Annotated in this window: 13 protein-coding genes; 3 read left to right on the forward strand and 10 right to left on the reverse strand. The window is 71.7% G+C overall.

Annotated features, from left to right (window positions below; translation table 11 throughout):
• Positions 1–6 precede the first annotated feature (6 nt).
• Genes OIE53_RS08340 through OIE53_RS08350 form a run of 3 tightly spaced genes read right to left on the reverse strand, consistent with a single transcriptional unit; the run spans position 7 to position 3,124 of the window.
• Positions 7–825 (reverse strand): sugar phosphate isomerase/epimerase family protein, encoded by an 819-nt coding sequence (locus tag OIE53_RS08340; protein WP_327026004.1) that lies wholly within the window; start codon positions 823–825, stop codon positions 7–9.
• On the reverse strand, positions 822–1,976 hold the full coding sequence (locus OIE53_RS08345; protein WP_327026005.1) for a dihydrodipicolinate synthase family protein: 1,155 nt from the start codon (positions 1,974–1,976) through the stop codon (positions 822–824). Before OIE53_RS08345 ends, OIE53_RS08340 begins: the two co-directional genes overlap by 4 nt.
• Positions 1,973–3,124: a Gfo/Idh/MocA family protein gene (locus OIE53_RS08350; RefSeq protein WP_327026006.1), complete on the reverse strand. Its 1,152-nt coding sequence runs from the start codon at positions 3,122–3,124 to the stop codon at positions 1,973–1,975. Before OIE53_RS08350 ends, OIE53_RS08345 begins: the two co-directional genes overlap by 4 nt.
• 184 nt (positions 3,125–3,308) lie before the next feature.
• Between OIE53_RS08350 and OIE53_RS08355 the strand changes: the two genes are divergently transcribed.
• The 3 genes from OIE53_RS08355 to OIE53_RS08365 are packed head-to-tail and all read left to right on the forward strand — an operon-like array spanning position 3,309 to position 8,126.
• Complete coding sequence (locus OIE53_RS08355; protein ID WP_327026007.1) at positions 3,309–4,325, forward strand: LacI family DNA-binding transcriptional regulator; 1,017 nt, start codon at positions 3,309–3,311, stop codon at positions 4,323–4,325.
• Positions 4,326–4,371: 46 nt separating this feature from the next.
• Positions 4,372–7,077: a S9 family peptidase gene (locus tag OIE53_RS08360; RefSeq protein WP_327026008.1), complete on the forward strand. Its 2,706-nt coding sequence runs from the start codon at positions 4,372–4,374 to the stop codon at positions 7,075–7,077.
• 44 nt (positions 7,078–7,121) lie between these two features.
• On the forward strand, positions 7,122–8,126 hold the full coding sequence (locus OIE53_RS08365; RefSeq protein ID WP_327026009.1) for a phosphotransferase family protein: 1,005 nt from the start codon (positions 7,122–7,124) through the stop codon (positions 8,124–8,126).
• A 311-nt stretch (positions 8,127–8,437) separates the two neighbouring features.
• Here OIE53_RS08365 and OIE53_RS08370 read toward each other — a convergent pair whose 3' ends face one another.
• The 7 genes from OIE53_RS08370 to OIE53_RS08400 all read right to left on the reverse strand — a co-directional run bounded on the left by OIE53_RS08370 (position 8,438) and on the right by OIE53_RS08400 (position 16,410).
• Positions 8,438–9,367, reverse strand: a complete 930-nt coding sequence (locus OIE53_RS08370) for a CU044_5270 family protein (RefSeq protein WP_327026010.1) — start codon at positions 9,365–9,367, stop codon at positions 8,438–8,440.
• Positions 9,364–9,948 (reverse strand): RNA polymerase sigma factor, encoded by a 585-nt coding sequence (locus tag OIE53_RS08375; protein ID WP_327026011.1) that lies wholly within the window; start codon positions 9,946–9,948, stop codon positions 9,364–9,366. The genes OIE53_RS08370 and OIE53_RS08375 overlap by 4 nt, the downstream gene beginning before the upstream one ends.
• An 88-nt stretch (positions 9,949–10,036) precedes the next feature.
• The gene (locus OIE53_RS08380; protein WP_327026012.1) at positions 10,037–11,833 is read right to left on the reverse strand and encodes an IucA/IucC family protein; all 1,797 of its coding nucleotides are present in this window, start codon (positions 11,831–11,833) and stop codon (positions 10,037–10,039) included.
• Positions 11,830–12,408 (reverse strand): GNAT family N-acetyltransferase, encoded by a 579-nt coding sequence (locus OIE53_RS08385; protein WP_327026013.1) that lies wholly within the window; start codon positions 12,406–12,408, stop codon positions 11,830–11,832. The genes OIE53_RS08380 and OIE53_RS08385 overlap by 4 nt, the downstream gene beginning before the upstream one ends.
• Positions 12,405–13,685 (reverse strand): lysine N(6)-hydroxylase/L-ornithine N(5)-oxygenase family protein, encoded by a 1,281-nt coding sequence (locus OIE53_RS08390; protein WP_327027122.1) that lies wholly within the window; start codon positions 13,683–13,685, stop codon positions 12,405–12,407. Before OIE53_RS08390 ends, OIE53_RS08385 begins: the two co-directional genes overlap by 4 nt.
• Before the next feature lie 35 nt (positions 13,686–13,720).
• Positions 13,721–15,238 carry a pyridoxal phosphate-dependent decarboxylase family protein gene (locus OIE53_RS08395; RefSeq protein WP_327027123.1) on the reverse strand — a complete coding sequence of 506 codons (1,518 nt, stop codon included), beginning with the start codon at positions 15,236–15,238 and terminating at the stop codon, positions 13,721–13,723.
• Positions 15,239–15,378: 140 nt separating this feature from the next.
• The gene (locus OIE53_RS08400) at positions 15,379–16,410 is read right to left on the reverse strand and encodes an ABC transporter substrate-binding protein (RefSeq protein WP_327026014.1); all 1,032 of its coding nucleotides are present in this window, start codon (positions 16,408–16,410) and stop codon (positions 15,379–15,381) included.
• Between the last annotated feature and the right edge of the window lie 31 nt (positions 16,411–16,441).

Here is a 16,441-nt window from a genome sequence, read left to right on the forward strand (position 1 = left end):
GGCCGGTCAGGCCACCTCGCGCAGGTAGCCGTCGATCGAGGCGGCCAGGACCTGGTCGCCGGGGCGGGCCCAGACCTCGGCGTTGAAGACCTCCACCTCGATCGGGCCGGTGTAGCCGGCCGCGTCGACCGCCTCCCGCAGCCGCCGCAGTTCGATGCAGCCCTCGCCGGGCAGGGCCCGGCCGAGCAGCACCCCCTCCGGCAGGGGGGTGATCCAGTCGCAGATCTGGAAGGAGGCGATCCACTCCCCCGCCCGGGCGATCTGCGCGTACACGGTGTCGTCCCACCAGACGTGGTAGGCGTCCACCACCACCCCGACCACCCCGGGGTCGAACCGTTCGGCGATGTCCAGGGCCTGGCCCAGGGTGGAGATGACGCAGCGGTCGGCACTGAACATCGGGTGCAGGGGTTCGATGGCTAGGGTGACCCCGGCGGCATCGGCGTGCGGGGCCAGTTCGGCGATCGCGTCGGCCACCCGGGCCCGGGCCCCGTCGAGGTCCTTGCTGCCCTCCGGTAGCCCGCCGGAGACCAGCACCAGCACGGGTGCGCCCAGGGTGGCGGCCTCCTCGATGGCCCGCAGGTTGTCGTCGCGCCAGTCCTTTGTGTTGAAGAAGCCGCCCCGGCACAGGGTGGTCACCGCCAGCCCGGCGTCGTGGACCAGGTCGGCGGTGCGGGTCAGGCCGTACTCGGCCACCGGTTCCCGCCACAGCCCGATGCCGGGCACCCCGGCGGCCACGCAACCGGCCACCGCCTCGGGCAGCGGCCAGTGTTGGGTGGTGGCCTGGTTCAGGGAGAAGCGGCACAGCGCCGTACGGTCGGCGGTCACTGGGCCACCCCGGCGACCGTGAAGAAGGCCCGGGCGCGGGCGGCGGCCAGGTCGGCGTCCGGGAGCAGACCGGCCTCCTCGGCCAGGGTCAGCAGGGTGGCCAGGTGCTCCGGGGACCGGCCGGACTGCAGGCCCCCGACCATGGTGAAGTGGTCCTGGTGGCCGGTCAGCCAGGCCAGGAAGACGATGCCGGTCTTGTAGTACCAGGTGGGGGCGGCGAACAGGTGCCGGGCCAGCGGCACGGTAGGGGCGAAGATCTCGTCGTACCCGGTCAGGTCCTCTCGGTCCAGGGCGGCCAGGGCTGCGGCGGCGGCCGGGGCGATCGCGGCGAAGACCCCCAGCAGGGCGTCGGAGTGCCCGGCCTCGTCCCCCCGGATCAGCTCCGGATAGTGGAAGTCGTCGCCGGTGTAGAGACGCACCCCGGCGGGCAGCCGCCGCCGCAGCGCCACCTCCCGACCGGCGTCCAGCAGGGACATCTTGATGCCGTCCACCCGGGCGGCGTGGGCCTTGATCAGCTCTATGACGGTGTCGGCGGCCAGGTCCAGGTCGGTCGAGCCCCAGTAGCCGGTCAACGCCGGGTCGAACATCGGGCCCAGCCAGTGCAGCACCACCGGGCCCTCGGCGGCGGTCAGCAGCTCGTCGTACACCCGCAGGTAGTCCTCGGTGTGCCGGGCGGCGGCGGCCAGGTGGCGGCTGCACATCAGCACCGGCACGGCACCGGCGGACTGCACGTCGGCCAGCTGCTCGTGGTAGGCGGCGGTGACCTCGGCCAGGGTGGCCGGGCCGGGCGGCAACTGGTCGGTGGCGACCCCGGCGACGATCCGGCCGCCGACCGCGCGGGCCCGCGCGGCGCTGCGCCGGATCAGCTCCCGGGTGGTCGGATAGTCCAGGCCCATGCCCCGCTGGGCGGTGTCCATCGCCTCGGCCACCCCCAGCCCGTACGACCAGAGGTGCTCGCGGAAGGCCAGGGTGCGGTCCCAGTCGAGGGTGGCCGAGGTGCCCGGGGTGTTGTCCGCCCCCGGGTCGGCCACCACATGCGCGGCGGCGTACGCGATGCGGCTGCGCGGCGGGCCGTCGGGGCGCGGATGCCCGGTCCCCCCGGCCAGCCGCAGTCGCCGTCCGCCGGGCAGGGTGACGCTCGTGCCGCTCACAGCGACAGCTCCGGCACCTCGATGCGGCGGCCCTCGCGGGCCGAGCGCAGCCCCAACTCGGCCAACTGCACCCCCTGGGCACCGGCCAGGAAATCCCACCGGAAGGGCTCACCGGCCACGACGTGCCGCAGGAAGGCCTCCCACTGCACCTTGAAGCCGTTGTCGAAGTCCTCGTTGTCCGGCACCTCGGCCCACTGGGCCCGGAAGTCCTCGGTGACCGGCAGGTCGGGGTTCCACACCGGTTTCGGGGTGAGGGCCCGGTGCTGCACCCGGCAGCGGCGCAGCCCCGCGACCGCGCTGCCCTCGGTGCCGTCGACCTGGAACTCGACGAGTTCGTCGCGGAACACCCGCACCGCCCAGGAGGAGTTGAGTTGGGCGATCACCCCGCCGGCCAGTTCGAAGACGGCGTACGCGGCGTCGTCCGCGGTGGCCGGGTAGGGCCGGCCGGCCTCGTCGACCCGACACGGGATGTGGGTGGCGATGGTGGCGGAGACCGAGCGCACCTCGCCGAACAGCTCCGCCAGCACGTAGTGCCAGTGCGGGAACATGTCCACCACGATGCCGCCGCCGTCGGAGGCCCGGTAGTTCCACGAGGGGCGCTGGGCGGGCTGCCAGTCGCCCTCGAAGACCCAGTAGCCGAACTCCCCGCGCACCGACAGCACCTGGCCGAAGAAGCCGCCGTCGAGCAGCCGCTTGAGTTTGCGCAGGCCGGGCAGGAACAGCTTGTCCTGCACCACCCCGGTGCGTACCCCGGCGGAGCGGGCCGCCCGGGCCAGGTCCAGGGCGGCGGCGGTGTCGGCGGCCAGGGGCTTCTCGGTGTAGATGTGCTTGCCGGCCTCGATGGCCGCCCGGATGGCCTTCTCCCGCTGCTGGGTGACCTGGGCGTCGAAGTAGATCTCGACGTCGTCGCGGGCCAGGGCCGCCGCCAGGTCGGTGGTCCAGTCCTCCAGGCCGTGCCGTTGGGCGATCTCGCGTAGCTTGGTCTCGCTGCGTCCGACCAGGACCAGGTGGGGCCAGATGGTGGTGCCGTCGGCCAGGGGCAGGCCACCGGCGTCCCGGATGGCCAGCAGGGAACGCACCAGATGCTGCCGGTAACCCATCCGGCCGGTGACGCCGTTGACGATGATGCCGATCGACCTGCGGGTCATGGGGGTCCTTCCGCAACGAGTCAGGTAAGCGCTTTCCTGCGAGCCTAGAGCGAGTCCCAGCCGACAGGCAAGGGCTTTCCCCTCCCGCGACCTGCGCAACCGTCCGACGGCCCGCGACACCCCCTGCGGTACGGTGACGCTGGCCGTCGCAGGCACGGCCGACGCGACACGGGAGGGGACGCCGGTGGCGACGCTGTCCGATGTGGCGCGGCGGGCGGGAGTGTCCCCCGCCACGGCTTCCCGAGTGATCAACGGCAGCAGCAAGCCGGTCACCGACGAGCTGCGCGAACGGGTCCTGCAGGCCGTCGCCGAGTTGCAGTACGTGCCCAACGCCCACGCCCAATTGCTGGCCCGCTCCCACCGGGGCGCCGTCGGGGTCATCGTGCACGACGTCTCCGATCCGTACTTCTCCGAGATCACCCGAGGGCTGCAACGGGTCGCCACCGACCAGGGGCGGCTGCTGATGATCTGCAACAGCTACCGGGACCCGGAGCGGGAGCTGGAGTACGTCGAGCTGCTGCGCGGACAGCAGGTGGCCGCCATCATCCTGGCCGGCTCCGGCTACCACGATCCCGAGTTCACGACCCTGCTGAACGGCAAGCTGGCCGCGTACGAGGCCACCGGGGGCCGGGTAGCGGTGATCGGCCGCCACGAACACTCCGGTGACGCGGTGATGCCGGACAACCGCGACGGCGCCCGGCTGCTCGGGCAGGAGATCTGCCGCCTCGGCCACCGGCGGATCGGGGTGGTGGCCGGCCCCCGGGTGCTGACCACCACCACGGACCGGCTGACCGGGCTGCGCCAGGCGCTGGCCGAACACGGCCGACAACTACCGGAGCAGCTCGTCCGGTACGCCGACTTCGACCGGGACAGCGGTGCGGAGGCCACGGCCGCCCTGCTGGACGCCGAGCCCGCGCTGACCGCGATCGCGGCGCTGAACGACTCGATGGCCATCGGCGCCCTGTCGGTGCTGCGGTCCCGGTCCATCGCGGTGCCCGGCCAGGTCAGCGTGTTCGGCTTCGACGACATGCCGATGGCCCGCGATGTCACCCCGGCCCTGACCACCATCCGGCTGCCGCTGGTGGAGATGGGGGCCCGGGCGATGGCCCTGGCCCTGGACGGCGGCTCCGCCGCACCCCGGGTGGAGTCCCTGGCCGCCGAACTGATCCGCCGGGACAGCTCCGGGCCGCCACCGGGCTGAGGTGTGCGGAACAGGAGATTTGCACCAATGGGATAGACATATCCGTATGCGTAGACTCCTGATTTCCGCCACCTGTGCGGTGGTGCTGGTAGCCGGGGCCACCGGTCCGGCGGCGGCTGATCCACCGGAGCGCTCCGATCCCCGGCCCGCCTCGGCGGGCTGGTCCCTGGTCGACGGCGAGCTGACCTGGCGCTCGACGAAGCCGGTACCGATGGGCGACGCCAGGGTCGAGTTCTTCTCCGGGGATCAGCGGCTGGGCCCGGCGCGTCCGCACCCGGACGGTCGGACCTTCAGCCTGCCGCTGGACGCGCCGGTGAAGCCGGAGGAGCTGGCGGTGCGGGCCGGCGGCCGGCGGATCGATGTGGATTCCGCGCGGGATAGCGCCCGCCGGTCGGCGCCGGTCCCCACCATTCCGGCCCCGCAGCCCGCCGGCCCGGTCGATCCCGGCCGGCCCGGACCGTACCGGCAGATCACCGGGGAGTACGACCTGCCCGGGGTCACCCTGCCGGGGTTCCCGGAGAAGGTCGAGATGCGGGCGGTGGTGGTCGCCCCACAGGGCACCACCGGAGCCCGGCCGCTGGCCCTGTTCCTGCACGGCCGGCACACCGTCTGCTACCGGGGTGAGGAGGAGGTGCCCCAGCAGTGGCCCTGTCCGTCCGGCTCCGATCCGATCCCCAGCCACCGGGGCTACCTCCAGGCGCAGCGGCTGCTCGCCTCGCAGGGCTACGTGACCGTGTCCATCTCGGCCAACGGGATCAACGGTCAGGACTGGGCCGCCGGCGACGGGGGCGCGCAGGCCCGCTCCTCGCTCGTGCGACTGCACCTGGCGAAGTGGGCCGACTGGGCCGGGACCGGCCGCGCCGGGGCGCCGGAGATCGTGCGGGCCGCACCCCGGGCAGACCTATCCCGGGTATTCCTGATGGGTCACTCCCGAGGCGGTGAGGGGGTCAGCCGGGCGGCGATGGACTCGCTGACCCCACCCCCGAGTGCGCAGGACGGCTATCCCGGCCGGGTGCGCTGGACCGTACGCGGCATGTTGCTGATCGGTCCCACCCTCTTCGGACACAACCCGGTGCCGCAGGTCCCCTCGGTGACCCTCCTGCCCGGCTGCGACGGTGACGTCTACGACCAGCAGGGCCAGATGTTCGTCGACGCCACGCGCGGGCTCAGTCCCAGCCGCGCACTGCGCAGCGCGCTGTACGTGATCGGCGTCAACCACAACTACTTCAACACCGAATGGACGCCCGGGCAGTCGGCGGCACCGTCCTGGGACGACTTCTACACCTCTGACGACGGTCCGGACCCGGTCTGTTCACCGGGCGCTCCCACCCGGCTCACCGCCGCCCAGCAGCAGACCGTCGGCGCCACCTACATCGCCGCCGCCGCACGGCTCTTCGTCGGCGGCGACGACCGGGTCCGGCCGCTGCTCGACGGCAGCGGCCAGCGGGCGCCCTCGGCCGACCCGGCCCGGGTGCTCGGTCACGCCCTCGGCGGCAACCGCACGCCGGTGCTCACCCCGGACGCGTCGACACAGCTGTCGGGTGGGGCCCGGATCTGCGACCAGGTCACCGACGACGCGGATCGGTCCTGCCTCGGCCTGAACGACCGCAACGCCCTCCTGGCGCACTTCACGCCGTTCCTCTGGACCATTCCCGAGCCTGACCGGTACGCAGCCGAGCTGGCCTGGTCCCGGCCCGGCATAGCGATCCGGCTGGCCCCGTCCCGCCCGGTTTCGGTCACCGGTGCCCGTGACCTGGCGATGCGGATCATCATCCCACCGAACACGACCGGCACCCGGCTGGACGTGACCGTCGTCGGGACCGACGGCCGACGCAGCCGGCTGGGCGAGGTACGGGTCGACGGCCTGCCCGGCACCCAGAACACCACCTCCTACTGGGCGCAGGAGGTACGGGTGCCACTGCAGGGGGCACCGGCACGGCTGGCCGCCATCGAGATCACTCCACGTACCGCGTTCGGGCAGGCATGGCTGCTCGACGCGTGGGGCTGGAAACCGGGCACACCCGACCCGCGTGCCTTCCGCCTGCCCCGGCTGGACATCGGCACCCTTGAGGTCGACGAGGGCGACTCCGGCACGAAGACGTACGAGATCCCGGTGACCATCACGGGAAGCGGCAGTGCCACCGTACGGCTGAATCTGTCCGTCCCGGACGCCGAGGACCGGTCCTGGCTGGCCACCGTGCGGCCCGGTCAGCGCAGCATCCGGGTGCCCGCCGAAGTGGTCGGGGACCGGCTGTGGAACTACACCGAGCGGTACCTGCTGACCGCCAAGGCGCAGCGGGGCATGGTGGTCGGCAGCTACATCGGTGGCCTGGACATCCTCAACGACGATCCGGTCCCCATCATCACGGTGGAGTCCGCCGATCTGCGGGTCACCGAGGGTGAGACCCTGACCTGGCGCTTCACCGCCTCCGCGCCCACCGAACAGGGCCTGTCCGCGAACGCCTGGCTCCAGCCGCCGACCGCCGGACCGGAGCTGTCCACCCTGGACGTGGACCCGGACTGGTTCGCCGAGCAGTCGTACGAGCCGGTGGAACCCGAACGGCCGCTGTCCCAGACCTGGCTATTGCCATACCTGCGGCTGGCCCCGGAGGCCCTGGTCGGTGAGATCAGCGTACCGACGATCACCGACTCGCTCACCGAGCCGCAGGAGTGGATCGAGCTGCACTTCGACCAGGAACCGGACGGGCCGGTGCTGCCACCGGTGCTGACCGGCGTGGTGACCGACGACTGAGCGCGGGGCGGCGCGGCGGCGGCATCGGCACCTATCCTGTGCCGATGTCGCCGCTGAGCCCCACCCAGCAGCTCCTCACCCCCACCGAGGTGGCCGACTACATCGCGGCCTCCTTCTCCGGCGCGCGTCAGGTGGCCGACTGCGGGCCGCTGACCGGCGGTGGCTTCGCCACGGTCTGGTGGGTACGCCTGGACGACGGCGCGCAGGTCGTCCTGAAGATCGGGCCGCCGCCGCAGGTGCCGCTGCTGCGCTACGAGGCCGGGATGCTCGCCGCGGAGGCTCGCTACTTCCGGCTGGTCGCCGCCCGGGCCCCGCAGGTGCCGGTGCCCCCGGTGCTGCACCACGGTCAGGACCCCCGCCTCGGCGAATGGCTGGTCACCGGCCGACTGCCCGGCCGGGCCCTGCCGGACCTGGAGGGTGCCGACGAGGGCGCACGCTACGACTTCGGGGCCGCGATGGCCACCCTGCACCGGATCACCGGCGACCGGTTCGGCTACGACGACGGCCGCACCGGCGGCGAGACCTGGTCGACGGCCTTCTCGGCGATCATCGAGGATCTGCTGGCCGACGCCGCGGACTGGGAGGTGACCCTTCCCGCCCCGCCGCAGCGGTTCCGCGAGCTGCTGGCCCGGCACGCCGACCTGCTCGACCAGGTGCGCCGACCCGCCCTGCTGCACTACGACGGCTGGGACGGCAACGTGCTGGCCGCCCCCGACGAGCACGGGGCGTACCGGATGTGCGGGCTGGTCGACGGCGAACGGTTCCTCTACGGCGACCCGATGCTGGACCTGGTCTCCCCCCTGCAGTTACGGCGCGCCGAGGACGAGCCGGAGCATCCGTTCCTGCGCGGCTACGCCGACACCACCGGCACCCCGCTGGTCTTCGACGACGGCGCACGCCGCCGGTTGGCGTTGTACCGGATGCACCTGCACCTGCTGATGACCGTGGAGATGCCCAGCCGGGGCATCACCGTGGACAACGACCCCGGCCGCCACACCCTGCTCGCCGAACTCCTCGACCGAGACCTGACGGACCTGAGCCGCCCCTGACGCCGTTCACCGTGTGCCCGGACCGCGCGCTACTCGAATCCGTGTCATGGACGCCCGGTGAGGCGCGGGCCGCCGGTCGGGCGCAGCCGGCCGCCGGGTACCCACTTCGGGCACTGTCGAGCTGATTCGTCGGTGCTATCGCAAGACCGATAGGACCCATGGTGCAATCGGAGCTGTTGTTCATAGCCCGCTGCCGCCCGCCGCGCGATCCGTTCACGCTCTCAGCTCGACAGGGCCCAACCTGTACCACCTGCCCCCGGGGCGCGACGACGACTCAGCCGCCAGCTGAGTACGCCGCGGCGGTGCTGGCGTCACGGGCGCTGCCCGAGCCTCGGCACCACGGCACGTTGCAGCACCGCAGTGGTGGCCAGCACGGTGCCGGCCGGCCCATCGGCAGTGTCCGCCACGAGGTAGCTACGCGAGCCGAGGTACGCATAGGTTCGCTCATCGAAGATCCACTCGTCACGCCGGTCCAGTTCGGTGTACGCGACGGCGGTCCCCCGCCGGCCCGCCGCGTCGGTCACCTGACGGATCAACTCGACCCCGGGAATCCGGGCTGCTGCCCGGTAGAGAGCGGCGCTGGTCTGTGGCGGTACCAGCGATTCACGCAGGATGTCACCGATCGCGGTGAACGCCGCGCCGTCGCGGCTGTTGCCGTGGCCCCGCGAGGCACGTTCCCGGTAGAGCTTGGCCAGCAGTTCATCCGGGTCGCCGGGCATATCGACGACCGTCGCGTTCGGCATCATGTCCGTCAACGTCACTCGCTCGGGGATCACGCCGATGACCGGCAGTTCGACGAACGGCTGTCGGAGCAGACCATCGCCCGGCTCGTATCGGGGGATCCAGATCTCCCGCTCGCGTACCGGTCGCAGCCGGGCCGGACCGCCACCCAGTTCGGCGTGGGCACCCAGGCTCCTGATGTAGACGTACCTCCCGTCGCCCGGCTCCGGATTCTCGACGACGGCGGCGGCCATCGCGTTCAGCAATGTCGTCGCGGCCGCCGGTTCCGCCTGTTGCACCGGCACGACCAGTGGCGCGCTTTCCGGCACCCCGGGCAGCACGATCGTCGCGGCCGCGATCACCGCGATCACCGCGGCAAGCGCGCCCGTCGCGCCCACGAGCACCGGCGTACGCTTCGGCCGCCGGGCCGACCGGGTGATCTCGTTCATCAGGTGCCGGCGCAGGGCCTGCCGACGCGCGGTGGCCATCGCCGGCACGTGCGGAGCAGTCGGCTCGCTCATCGGTATTCTCCCTGCTCGACGGGGGTGCCTCGCGGACGGTCCAGTTCCTGCTGGGCCAGCGCCCGCAGCCGGGTTCGGGCCCGGGACAGCCGCGAACGCACGGTCCCGACAGGAACCCCCAGGGCTTCGGCTGCTGCCGCGTAGTCCAGCTGCGACCAGACGCACATCAGGAACACCTCCCGGTCCGCCCGGCGCAGGGCCCGCAGGGCCGCCACGGCGGCGGCGAGCTGGTCGGCGTCGTGCATCCGGCCGACCACGTCGTCGGCGAAGTCCGGCACCGTGTCGCGTACCGGCACCCGCCGTAGCGCCGCCCGGTGCCGGCGCGCCGCCCGCCGCCGGTTACGCAGCACGTTGGTGGCGATGCCGAGCAGCCACGGCCGCAGGCTCTCCCCGTCCGGATGAAGAGACTCCCGGATCCGCCACGCCTCGAGGAAGGTCAGCGACACCACGTCCTCGGCGAGCACCGGGTCGCCCTCGCTCCACACCGCATGCCGATGGATCGCGTCGGCATGCTCGTCGAAGAGTTCACCAAAGGCGTCGGTGTCACCGGCTCGGATCCGACGCCGCAACTGTGCTGTCACACCTGTACCTGTCCGTGGCCGCCGACGGGTTCCATGTCTGCGGACATGTTCCATCGGCGGACACGGACAGGTGAGCGTCGGTGGTGAGTCAGGAAGGTGTGTGCTGGGCCAGTGGGTTGGCCAAAGCGCCGACGAGTTGCAGGGCGGCCGAGGGGTCGGCCAGGTCGACCATCTGCTGGTTGTCGCGCAGTTGCAGCCGGTTGAGGCAGGACAGGGCGAACTCGGGGGCGAACAGGTCGTAGCGGGCCAGCCGGTCGGCCAGGTGGGGTACCCGGGCGGCGTAGTCGGTGGCGCAGTCGGCGACCGTACGCCAGAAGGTCTCCTCGTCGGCGATGCCCTGGTCGGCCAGGGTGGCGCCGAGGAACCGGAGGAAGCAGTCGAAGACGTCGGTGAAGATCGACAGCAGCTTCATCTCCTCCGGCACCTCGGCCCGGATCCGTTCGACCGCCGGGGGCAAAGTCGCCTCGGTGCTCATCACCACGATCTCCTCGGCGATGTCCTTGAAGATCACCCGCTGTACGGCGTGGTCGCGCAGCACCAGGATGACGTTCTCGCCGTGCGGCATGAAGGCCAGGTCGTAGGCGTAGAAGGCGTGCAGCAGGGGGGTCAGGTAGGCGTGCAGGTAGCGGCGTAGCCATTGCGCCGGTGCCAGCCCGGAGGCGGTGATCAGTTCGGCGGCGAAGGACCGGCCCTCGGCGTCGAGGTGCAGCAGGGAGGCCATGGTGGCCAGTCGCTCTCCGTCGGCCAGCCCCGGCACCGGGCTCTCCCGCCACAGCGCGGCCAGCATCTTGCGGTACGGCGAGTAGCGGTCGGTGGCGGCCTCGTACTGCCGGTGGCGGTAGCCGACCGCGGCCCGCTCCCGCAGGATCGTCAGGCCGGTGGTCTGGAACACCTCGTCGGCGGCGATCAGGTCGGCCAGCCAGTCGTTGATGGCCGGGGTAGCCTCCATGTACGCCGCCGACAGGCCCCGCATGAAGCCCATGTTCAGCACGGACAGCGCGGTCTTGACGTAGTGCCGGTGGGGGGCGCTGAGGTTGAAGAAGGTGCGGATGGACTGCTGGGCCAGGTAGTCGTCGTCGCTCTCGCCGAGGTGCACCAGGCGGCGGCGGGCCACCTCGCCGGCGAAGGTGACCGACAGCTTGTTCCACCACTGCCAGGGGTGCACCGGAATGAGCAGGTAGTCGGCCAGGTCCAGGCCGAGGGCGGCCATGGTCTCGGCGAACCGGGCCAGGGTCGCCTCGCCCAGTTCGGTGCGGAGCAGGGTGTCGTAGTCCAGGTCGGCGGCGCTGGTGAAGGTGGCGTGGTCGCGGTGGGCGGCCAGCCAGATCAGGCGTACCGGCCGGGCGGCCTCCGGGGCGTAACGGTGGTATTCGTCGACCCCGAAGCCGAGGCGGCCGTTGTTGGCCACGAAGCAGGGATGTCCCTCCGTCATCGAGGTCTCGATGGTCTGGAAGTCGGCCTCGATCAGTTTCGCCGCCCCCGGCAGGGCCCGGTCCAGCTTGTAGGCGCTACCGGCCAGGGTGGAGTTGATCTCCTCCAGGTAGACCGGCAGGATCCGGTCGCTGAGCCCCAGGGAGGTACGCAGCTCCAGGCAGAGGTCGACCGCGTCGAGGGGGTGGAGTTCCCCGTCGCGGTGCCGGGTGATGCTGTCCGGGTCGATGTCCCAGTGCTCCAGGGTGCGCAGCCGGGCGGCGAACCGGTAGCGGACGGTGCCGCAGTCGCTGGTCACCGCGTACCACCGGCGGCCTGCGGCGGCCGGGTCCTGCGGTTCGGGGGTGATCAGCCGCTCGTGGGCGAACTCGGCCAGGGCCTTGCGCACCAGCAGCCGGTTGGCCCGCTCCCAGGTCTGCGGACGCAGGTGGGCGACCGGGTCGGTGGTGGTCACAGGGTTGCTCCTTGGCTACGGGTGGCGGCTAGGAACCGCTCGCGGGTGCAGATGCTCAGCAGGGCCTGCTTCTCCGGCTTGGCGATCGGCCCGATCACCTCGAAGCCGACGGCCGCGTTGAGTGCGTGCACGGGGGTGTTGCGGAGGTCCGGCTCGACCACCACCCGGATGGTGGTGGGGTCGGCGAACAGCCAGGACATCACCGTGGTGATCACGGCCCGGGTGAAGCCGTGCACCGGGGTCTCGGCGGGGGCGCAGAGGAAGTGCATGCCCACGTCACCGGGCTGGGCCTGGTAGAGCCCGACCAACTCGACCTGGGCCGGGTCGTACCGTTCGGCGAGGAAGGCCGGCTCGCCCCGCCACAGCCCCAGGAAGGCCTCGTGGTGCGGGTGGGCGGCGATCCGCTCGTACTCCTCAACGACCGCGGCCAGGTCGGCGTCCTGCATCAGCCAGAACCCCGCCTTGGGGTGGGTCACCCAGCGGTGCAGCAGCGGGGCGTCGGCGGCCACCTCGAGGGTACGCAGGGCGAACTCCCCCAGCACCGGGTCGATCCGGGTGTGCACGAGGTCGCTCACGCCGGCACCCCGAACTCCTGGAAGGTGATCGACTTCTCGATCGGATACACCTCCCGGCCCAGCAGCTCCCGGATGATCCAGGAGTTGCGGTACGGGCCCATGCCCAGATCCGGTGAGGTGATGCTGTGGGTGTGGGTGCCGCCGTTCTGGAGGAAGATCCCCCGCCCGGTGTGGTCGACGCTGTAGTTGCGGGCCAGGTCGAGACGGCCGTGGGAGTCGAAGCGCAGCCGGTCGCGGATCGGGTCGCAGAAGGCGGGCACCTGGTAGCGGTAGCCGGTGGCCAGCACCAGCCCCTCGGTGTCCAGGGTGTGCTCCCGTCCCTGCTCGACATGGCGCAGCCGCAGGGTGTGCCGGCCGGTGGACCGGTCGTGGTCGACCCCGGTCAGCTCGGTGTTGGTCAACAGTCGGGTGTTCACCGGGCCGGGCACGCTGGTGGCGTAGAGCAGGTCGAAGATGTCGTTGACCAGGTCGGCGGAGATGCCCTTGAACAGCGCCTTCTGCTCGGCCTCCAGGTCGTAGCGGGTCTGCTCGGGCAGGGCGTGGAAGTAGTCCACGTAGTCCGGTGAGGTCATCTCCAGGGTCAGCTTGGTGTATTCCAGCGGGAAGAACCGGGGTGAGCGGGTCACCCAGTTCAGCTGGTAGCCGTACGTGCCGATGTCGGAGAGCAGGTCGTGGTAGATCTCGGCGGCGCTCTGCCCGCTGCCGACGATGGTGATGCTGTCCTTGGCCCGCAGGGCCTCGCGGTGTTCCAGGTAGCGGGAGTTGTGCACCGCGTCGGAGTCCAACCCGGCGCAGGCCTGCGGCAGGTACGGCGGGGTGCCGGTGCCGAGCACCAGGTGCCGGGCCCGGTGGGTGACGGTGTCGCCGCCGACCGTGGCGGTGACCAGATACTGCTCGCTGGACGGGTCGTACTCGACGGTGGTGACCTGGTGACCGAAGCGCAGGTTGGGCAACTTGGCGGCGGCCCACCGGCAGTAGGCGTCGTACTCGGCGCGCAGCGGGAAGAAGCTCTCCCGGATGTAGAAGGGGTAGAGCCGACCGATCTCCTTCAGGTAGGCCAGGAAGGAGTACGGCGAGGTGGGGTCGGCCAGGGTGACCAGGTCGGCCAGGAAGGGGGTCTGCAACCGGGAGGACTCCAGCAACATGCCGGGGTGCCAGGAGACGTCGTCGCGGGCCTCCAGGAACAGCGCGTCAATCTCGGCGAGCGGCGCGGTCAGGCAGGCCAGGCCCAGGTTGTACGGGCCCAGACCGATCCCGATGAGGTCGTAGCTGTCCATCCGGCCCTCCAGGCTGGGGTTCGGCGTCGACATGTTCAGCCCACCGGACAAGAAAGGTCCAAAGTGGACGCGGTGTGGGCGTATCGGCCGGCGTGTTCGGCGATCAGGTCGAGCACGTACGCCACGTCGTCGATGCTGGTCCTCGGGTTGAGCACGGTGAACTTGAGGTACTGCCGACCGTCGACCCGGGTGCCGGCGACCACGGCCAGACCGGAGGCGGCCAGCGCCGACCGGGCGTGCAGGTTCGCCGCGTCGGCCAGGTGCGCCGGAGTGCCGGCGGGCCGCCAGCGGAACACCACCGTGCTCAGCGCCGAGGGGGTCAGCACCTCGAAGCGGGGGTCGGCGTCGGCCACCTGCCAGGCCTGGGCGGCCCGGTCGCAGACCTCGTCGAACAGTTCCCCGATGGCGTCCGGGCCCATCACCCGCAGGGTCAGCCAGAGCTTGAGGGCGTCGAAACGGCGGGTGGTCTGCAGGGACTTGTCGACCTGATTGGGGATGCCTTCGCTGACCATCCGGGCCGGGTTCAGGTAGTCGGCGTGCCAGGTGGCGTGCCGCAGGGTACGCCGATCACGGACCAGCACCGCGCTGGAGCTGACCGGCTGGAAGAAGGACTTGTGGTAGTCGACCGTCACCGAGTCGGCCCGTTCGATGCCGTCCAGCAGGTGCCGGCGGGTGGGCGAGACCAGCAATCCGCAGCCGTACGCGGCATCGACGTGCAGCCACACCCCGGAGGTGGCGCACACCTCGGCGATCTCGTCGAGGGGGTCGATGGTGCCGAAGTCGGTGGTGCCGGCGGTGGCGACCACCGCCAGCACGGTCAGGCCGGCCCGCCGGCAGCGGCTGATCTCGTGGGCCACGGCACCGGGACGCATCCGCCGGTCCGGGCCGGTCTGCACCACCACGACAGCCTCCGGGGCCAGGCCCAGCAGCTTGGCGGCCTTCTGCACGCTGAAGTGACCGGCCGCCGAGGTGACGATCCGCAGGTGCGGCAGCAGGATCCGACGGTCGGTCGGGCTCGCCCCGGCCAGGGCCTCCTCCCGGGCCAGCAGCAGGGCGTGCAGGTTGGACTGGGTGCCGCCGCTGGTGAACACCCCGTCGGCGGTCGGGCCCAGACCGATCCGGGCGGCGGTCCAGTCGATCAGTCGCCGTTCGATCAGGGTGGCCCCGGCGCTCTGGTCCCAGGTGTCCATCGAGGAGTTCACCGCGCTGAGCACGGCCTCGCCGAGCAGGGCCGGGATGACCACCGGGCAGTTGAGGTGGGCCAGGTAGCGGGGGTGGTGGAACCAGACCGCGTCACGCAGGTACACCTCGTCGAGTTCGTTCAGGGCGGCCGTGGTGTCGCGCAGCGGCCGGTCCAGGTCGATCGCCGCCACCAGCGGCGCCAACTGCTCCGGCCGGACCCCGGTGACCGGCCCGGTCGCCGTGGCGATCCGCCGGGCCACCCGATCGGCACCGGCTGTCACCGCGGCCCGGTAGTCGTCGACTGTGCCCTCGTGCAGCAGGTGGGCTCGGGCGGCGCTCGGCGGTGTCGCGGTGTGCACCGGCAGGGTCATGGACGTGTCCTCCACGCTCGGCGGTTCGGTTTTCGGGCAGCCGGAACCCGCCGCCCGCGCGGCGCGCGGCGGGTTGGTGTCGATGCGGGTGGTGGGCGGACGACCGGCGGTCACGGGTCACGCCGGTCGTCCGTGGCGGATCAGGTCAGCTTCTTGGCGCCCTGGATCGCCTTGGCCAGGTCTTCGAGCAGGGGGGCGGCGCCGGCGTACGAGAAGCGGGGCACCGCGTCCCATGGAGTCACCTGGCCGGCCTGCACGGCGGGCAACTGCTGCCAGGTGGGCTTGGCGGCCAGGTCGGCCGGTTGCAGGGCGGTGCTGCGGTTGTCGAGCAGGATCAGGTCGGCCGGGAACTTGCCCGCGTTCTCCCAGCTGAGGGCCTCGAAGTAGTCGCCGGACTCCAGCTTGGTGGGCACCACGATGTCGACCCCGAGTTCGGCGAAGTACATCAGGTCGGTGCTGACCTTGGGGTTGGAGACGTAGAACAGGTCCGGGCTGCCGGAGGCGGCCAGCACCTTGATGCCGGGGTTGGTCTTGACCGCCTGGCGTACCGCCTCGGCGGCGGCCTCGAAGCGGGCCTTGGCGTCGGTGACCCTCGGTGCCGACAGGTCGGCGCCGAGGGACTCGGCGAGGGTGGCGTACCGTTCGATCGGCTTGGTCATCGGGACGCGGGCGGTGGTGATGGTCACCACCGGGGCCAGCGGAAGGATCTTGTCCTTGCTCTCGTCCGGCACGTACCAGTAGGCCCCCGGGTCGTACATGTGGGTGACCAGCAGTTCCGGGCGCAGGGCGGCGTACTTCTCGACGCTGAATTCGCCCCAGACGTTGCCGAGGATCTCCACGCTCTCCACGTCCAGGTCACCGGCCTGCGGCTCCTTGCTGCCGTCGGCCTTCTTCGTCTCGCCGAAGACCCCGACCACCTCGGGCCCTAGTCCGAAATCGACCAGGGCGGCGGCCGAGCCGGTGAAGGCCACCACCCGGGCCGGGCGGGCCTGCGCGGTGACCGTCTCAGGCCGGTCGTCCGTGAAGGACCAGGGTCCGGAGCTGCTGCCGCTGCGGGGTTTCGGGTCCTTCTCCCGGCCGCATCCGGCGAGCAGGGCGGCTAGGGTGGCGGCACCACCGGCGGCCAGCAGGCCCCGACGGGAGAGCCGGTGTGCGGTAACGGGATCAGGCATGGTGTCGTCTTCCGATCGGGTTCACAGGTAG

The organism is Micromonospora sp. NBC_01739 (assembly GCF_035920385.1).
Lineage (GTDB): Bacteria > Actinomycetota > Actinomycetes > Mycobacteriales > Micromonosporaceae > Micromonospora.

What these genes read in the sequence shown, in the direction of transcription:
- OIE53_RS08365 (WP_327026009.1), top strand. Translation starts at nt 7,122, where the DNA reads ATGTCGCCGCTGAGCCCCACCCAGCAGCTCCTCACCCCCACCGAGGTG.
- OIE53_RS08395 (WP_327027123.1), bottom strand. Translation starts at nt 15,238, where the DNA reads ATGACCCTGCCGGTGCACACCGCGACACCGCCGAGCGCCGCCCGAGCC.
- OIE53_RS08370 (WP_327026010.1), bottom strand. Translation starts at nt 9,367, where the DNA reads ATGAGCGAGCCGACTGCTCCGCACGTGCCGGCGATGGCCACCGCGCGT.
- OIE53_RS08350 (WP_327026006.1), bottom strand. Translation starts at nt 3,124, where the DNA reads ATGACCCGCAGGTCGATCGGCATCATCGTCAACGGCGTCACCGGCCGG.
- OIE53_RS08360 (WP_327026008.1), top strand. Translation starts at nt 4,372, where the DNA reads ATGCGTAGACTCCTGATTTCCGCCACCTGTGCGGTGGTGCTGGTAGCC.
- OIE53_RS08400 (WP_327026014.1), bottom strand. Translation starts at nt 16,410, where the DNA reads ATGCCTGATCCCGTTACCGCACACCGGCTCTCCCGTCGGGGCCTGCTG.
- OIE53_RS08390 (WP_327027122.1), bottom strand. Translation starts at nt 13,685, where the DNA reads ATGGACAGCTACGACCTCATCGGGATCGGTCTGGGCCCGTACAACCTG.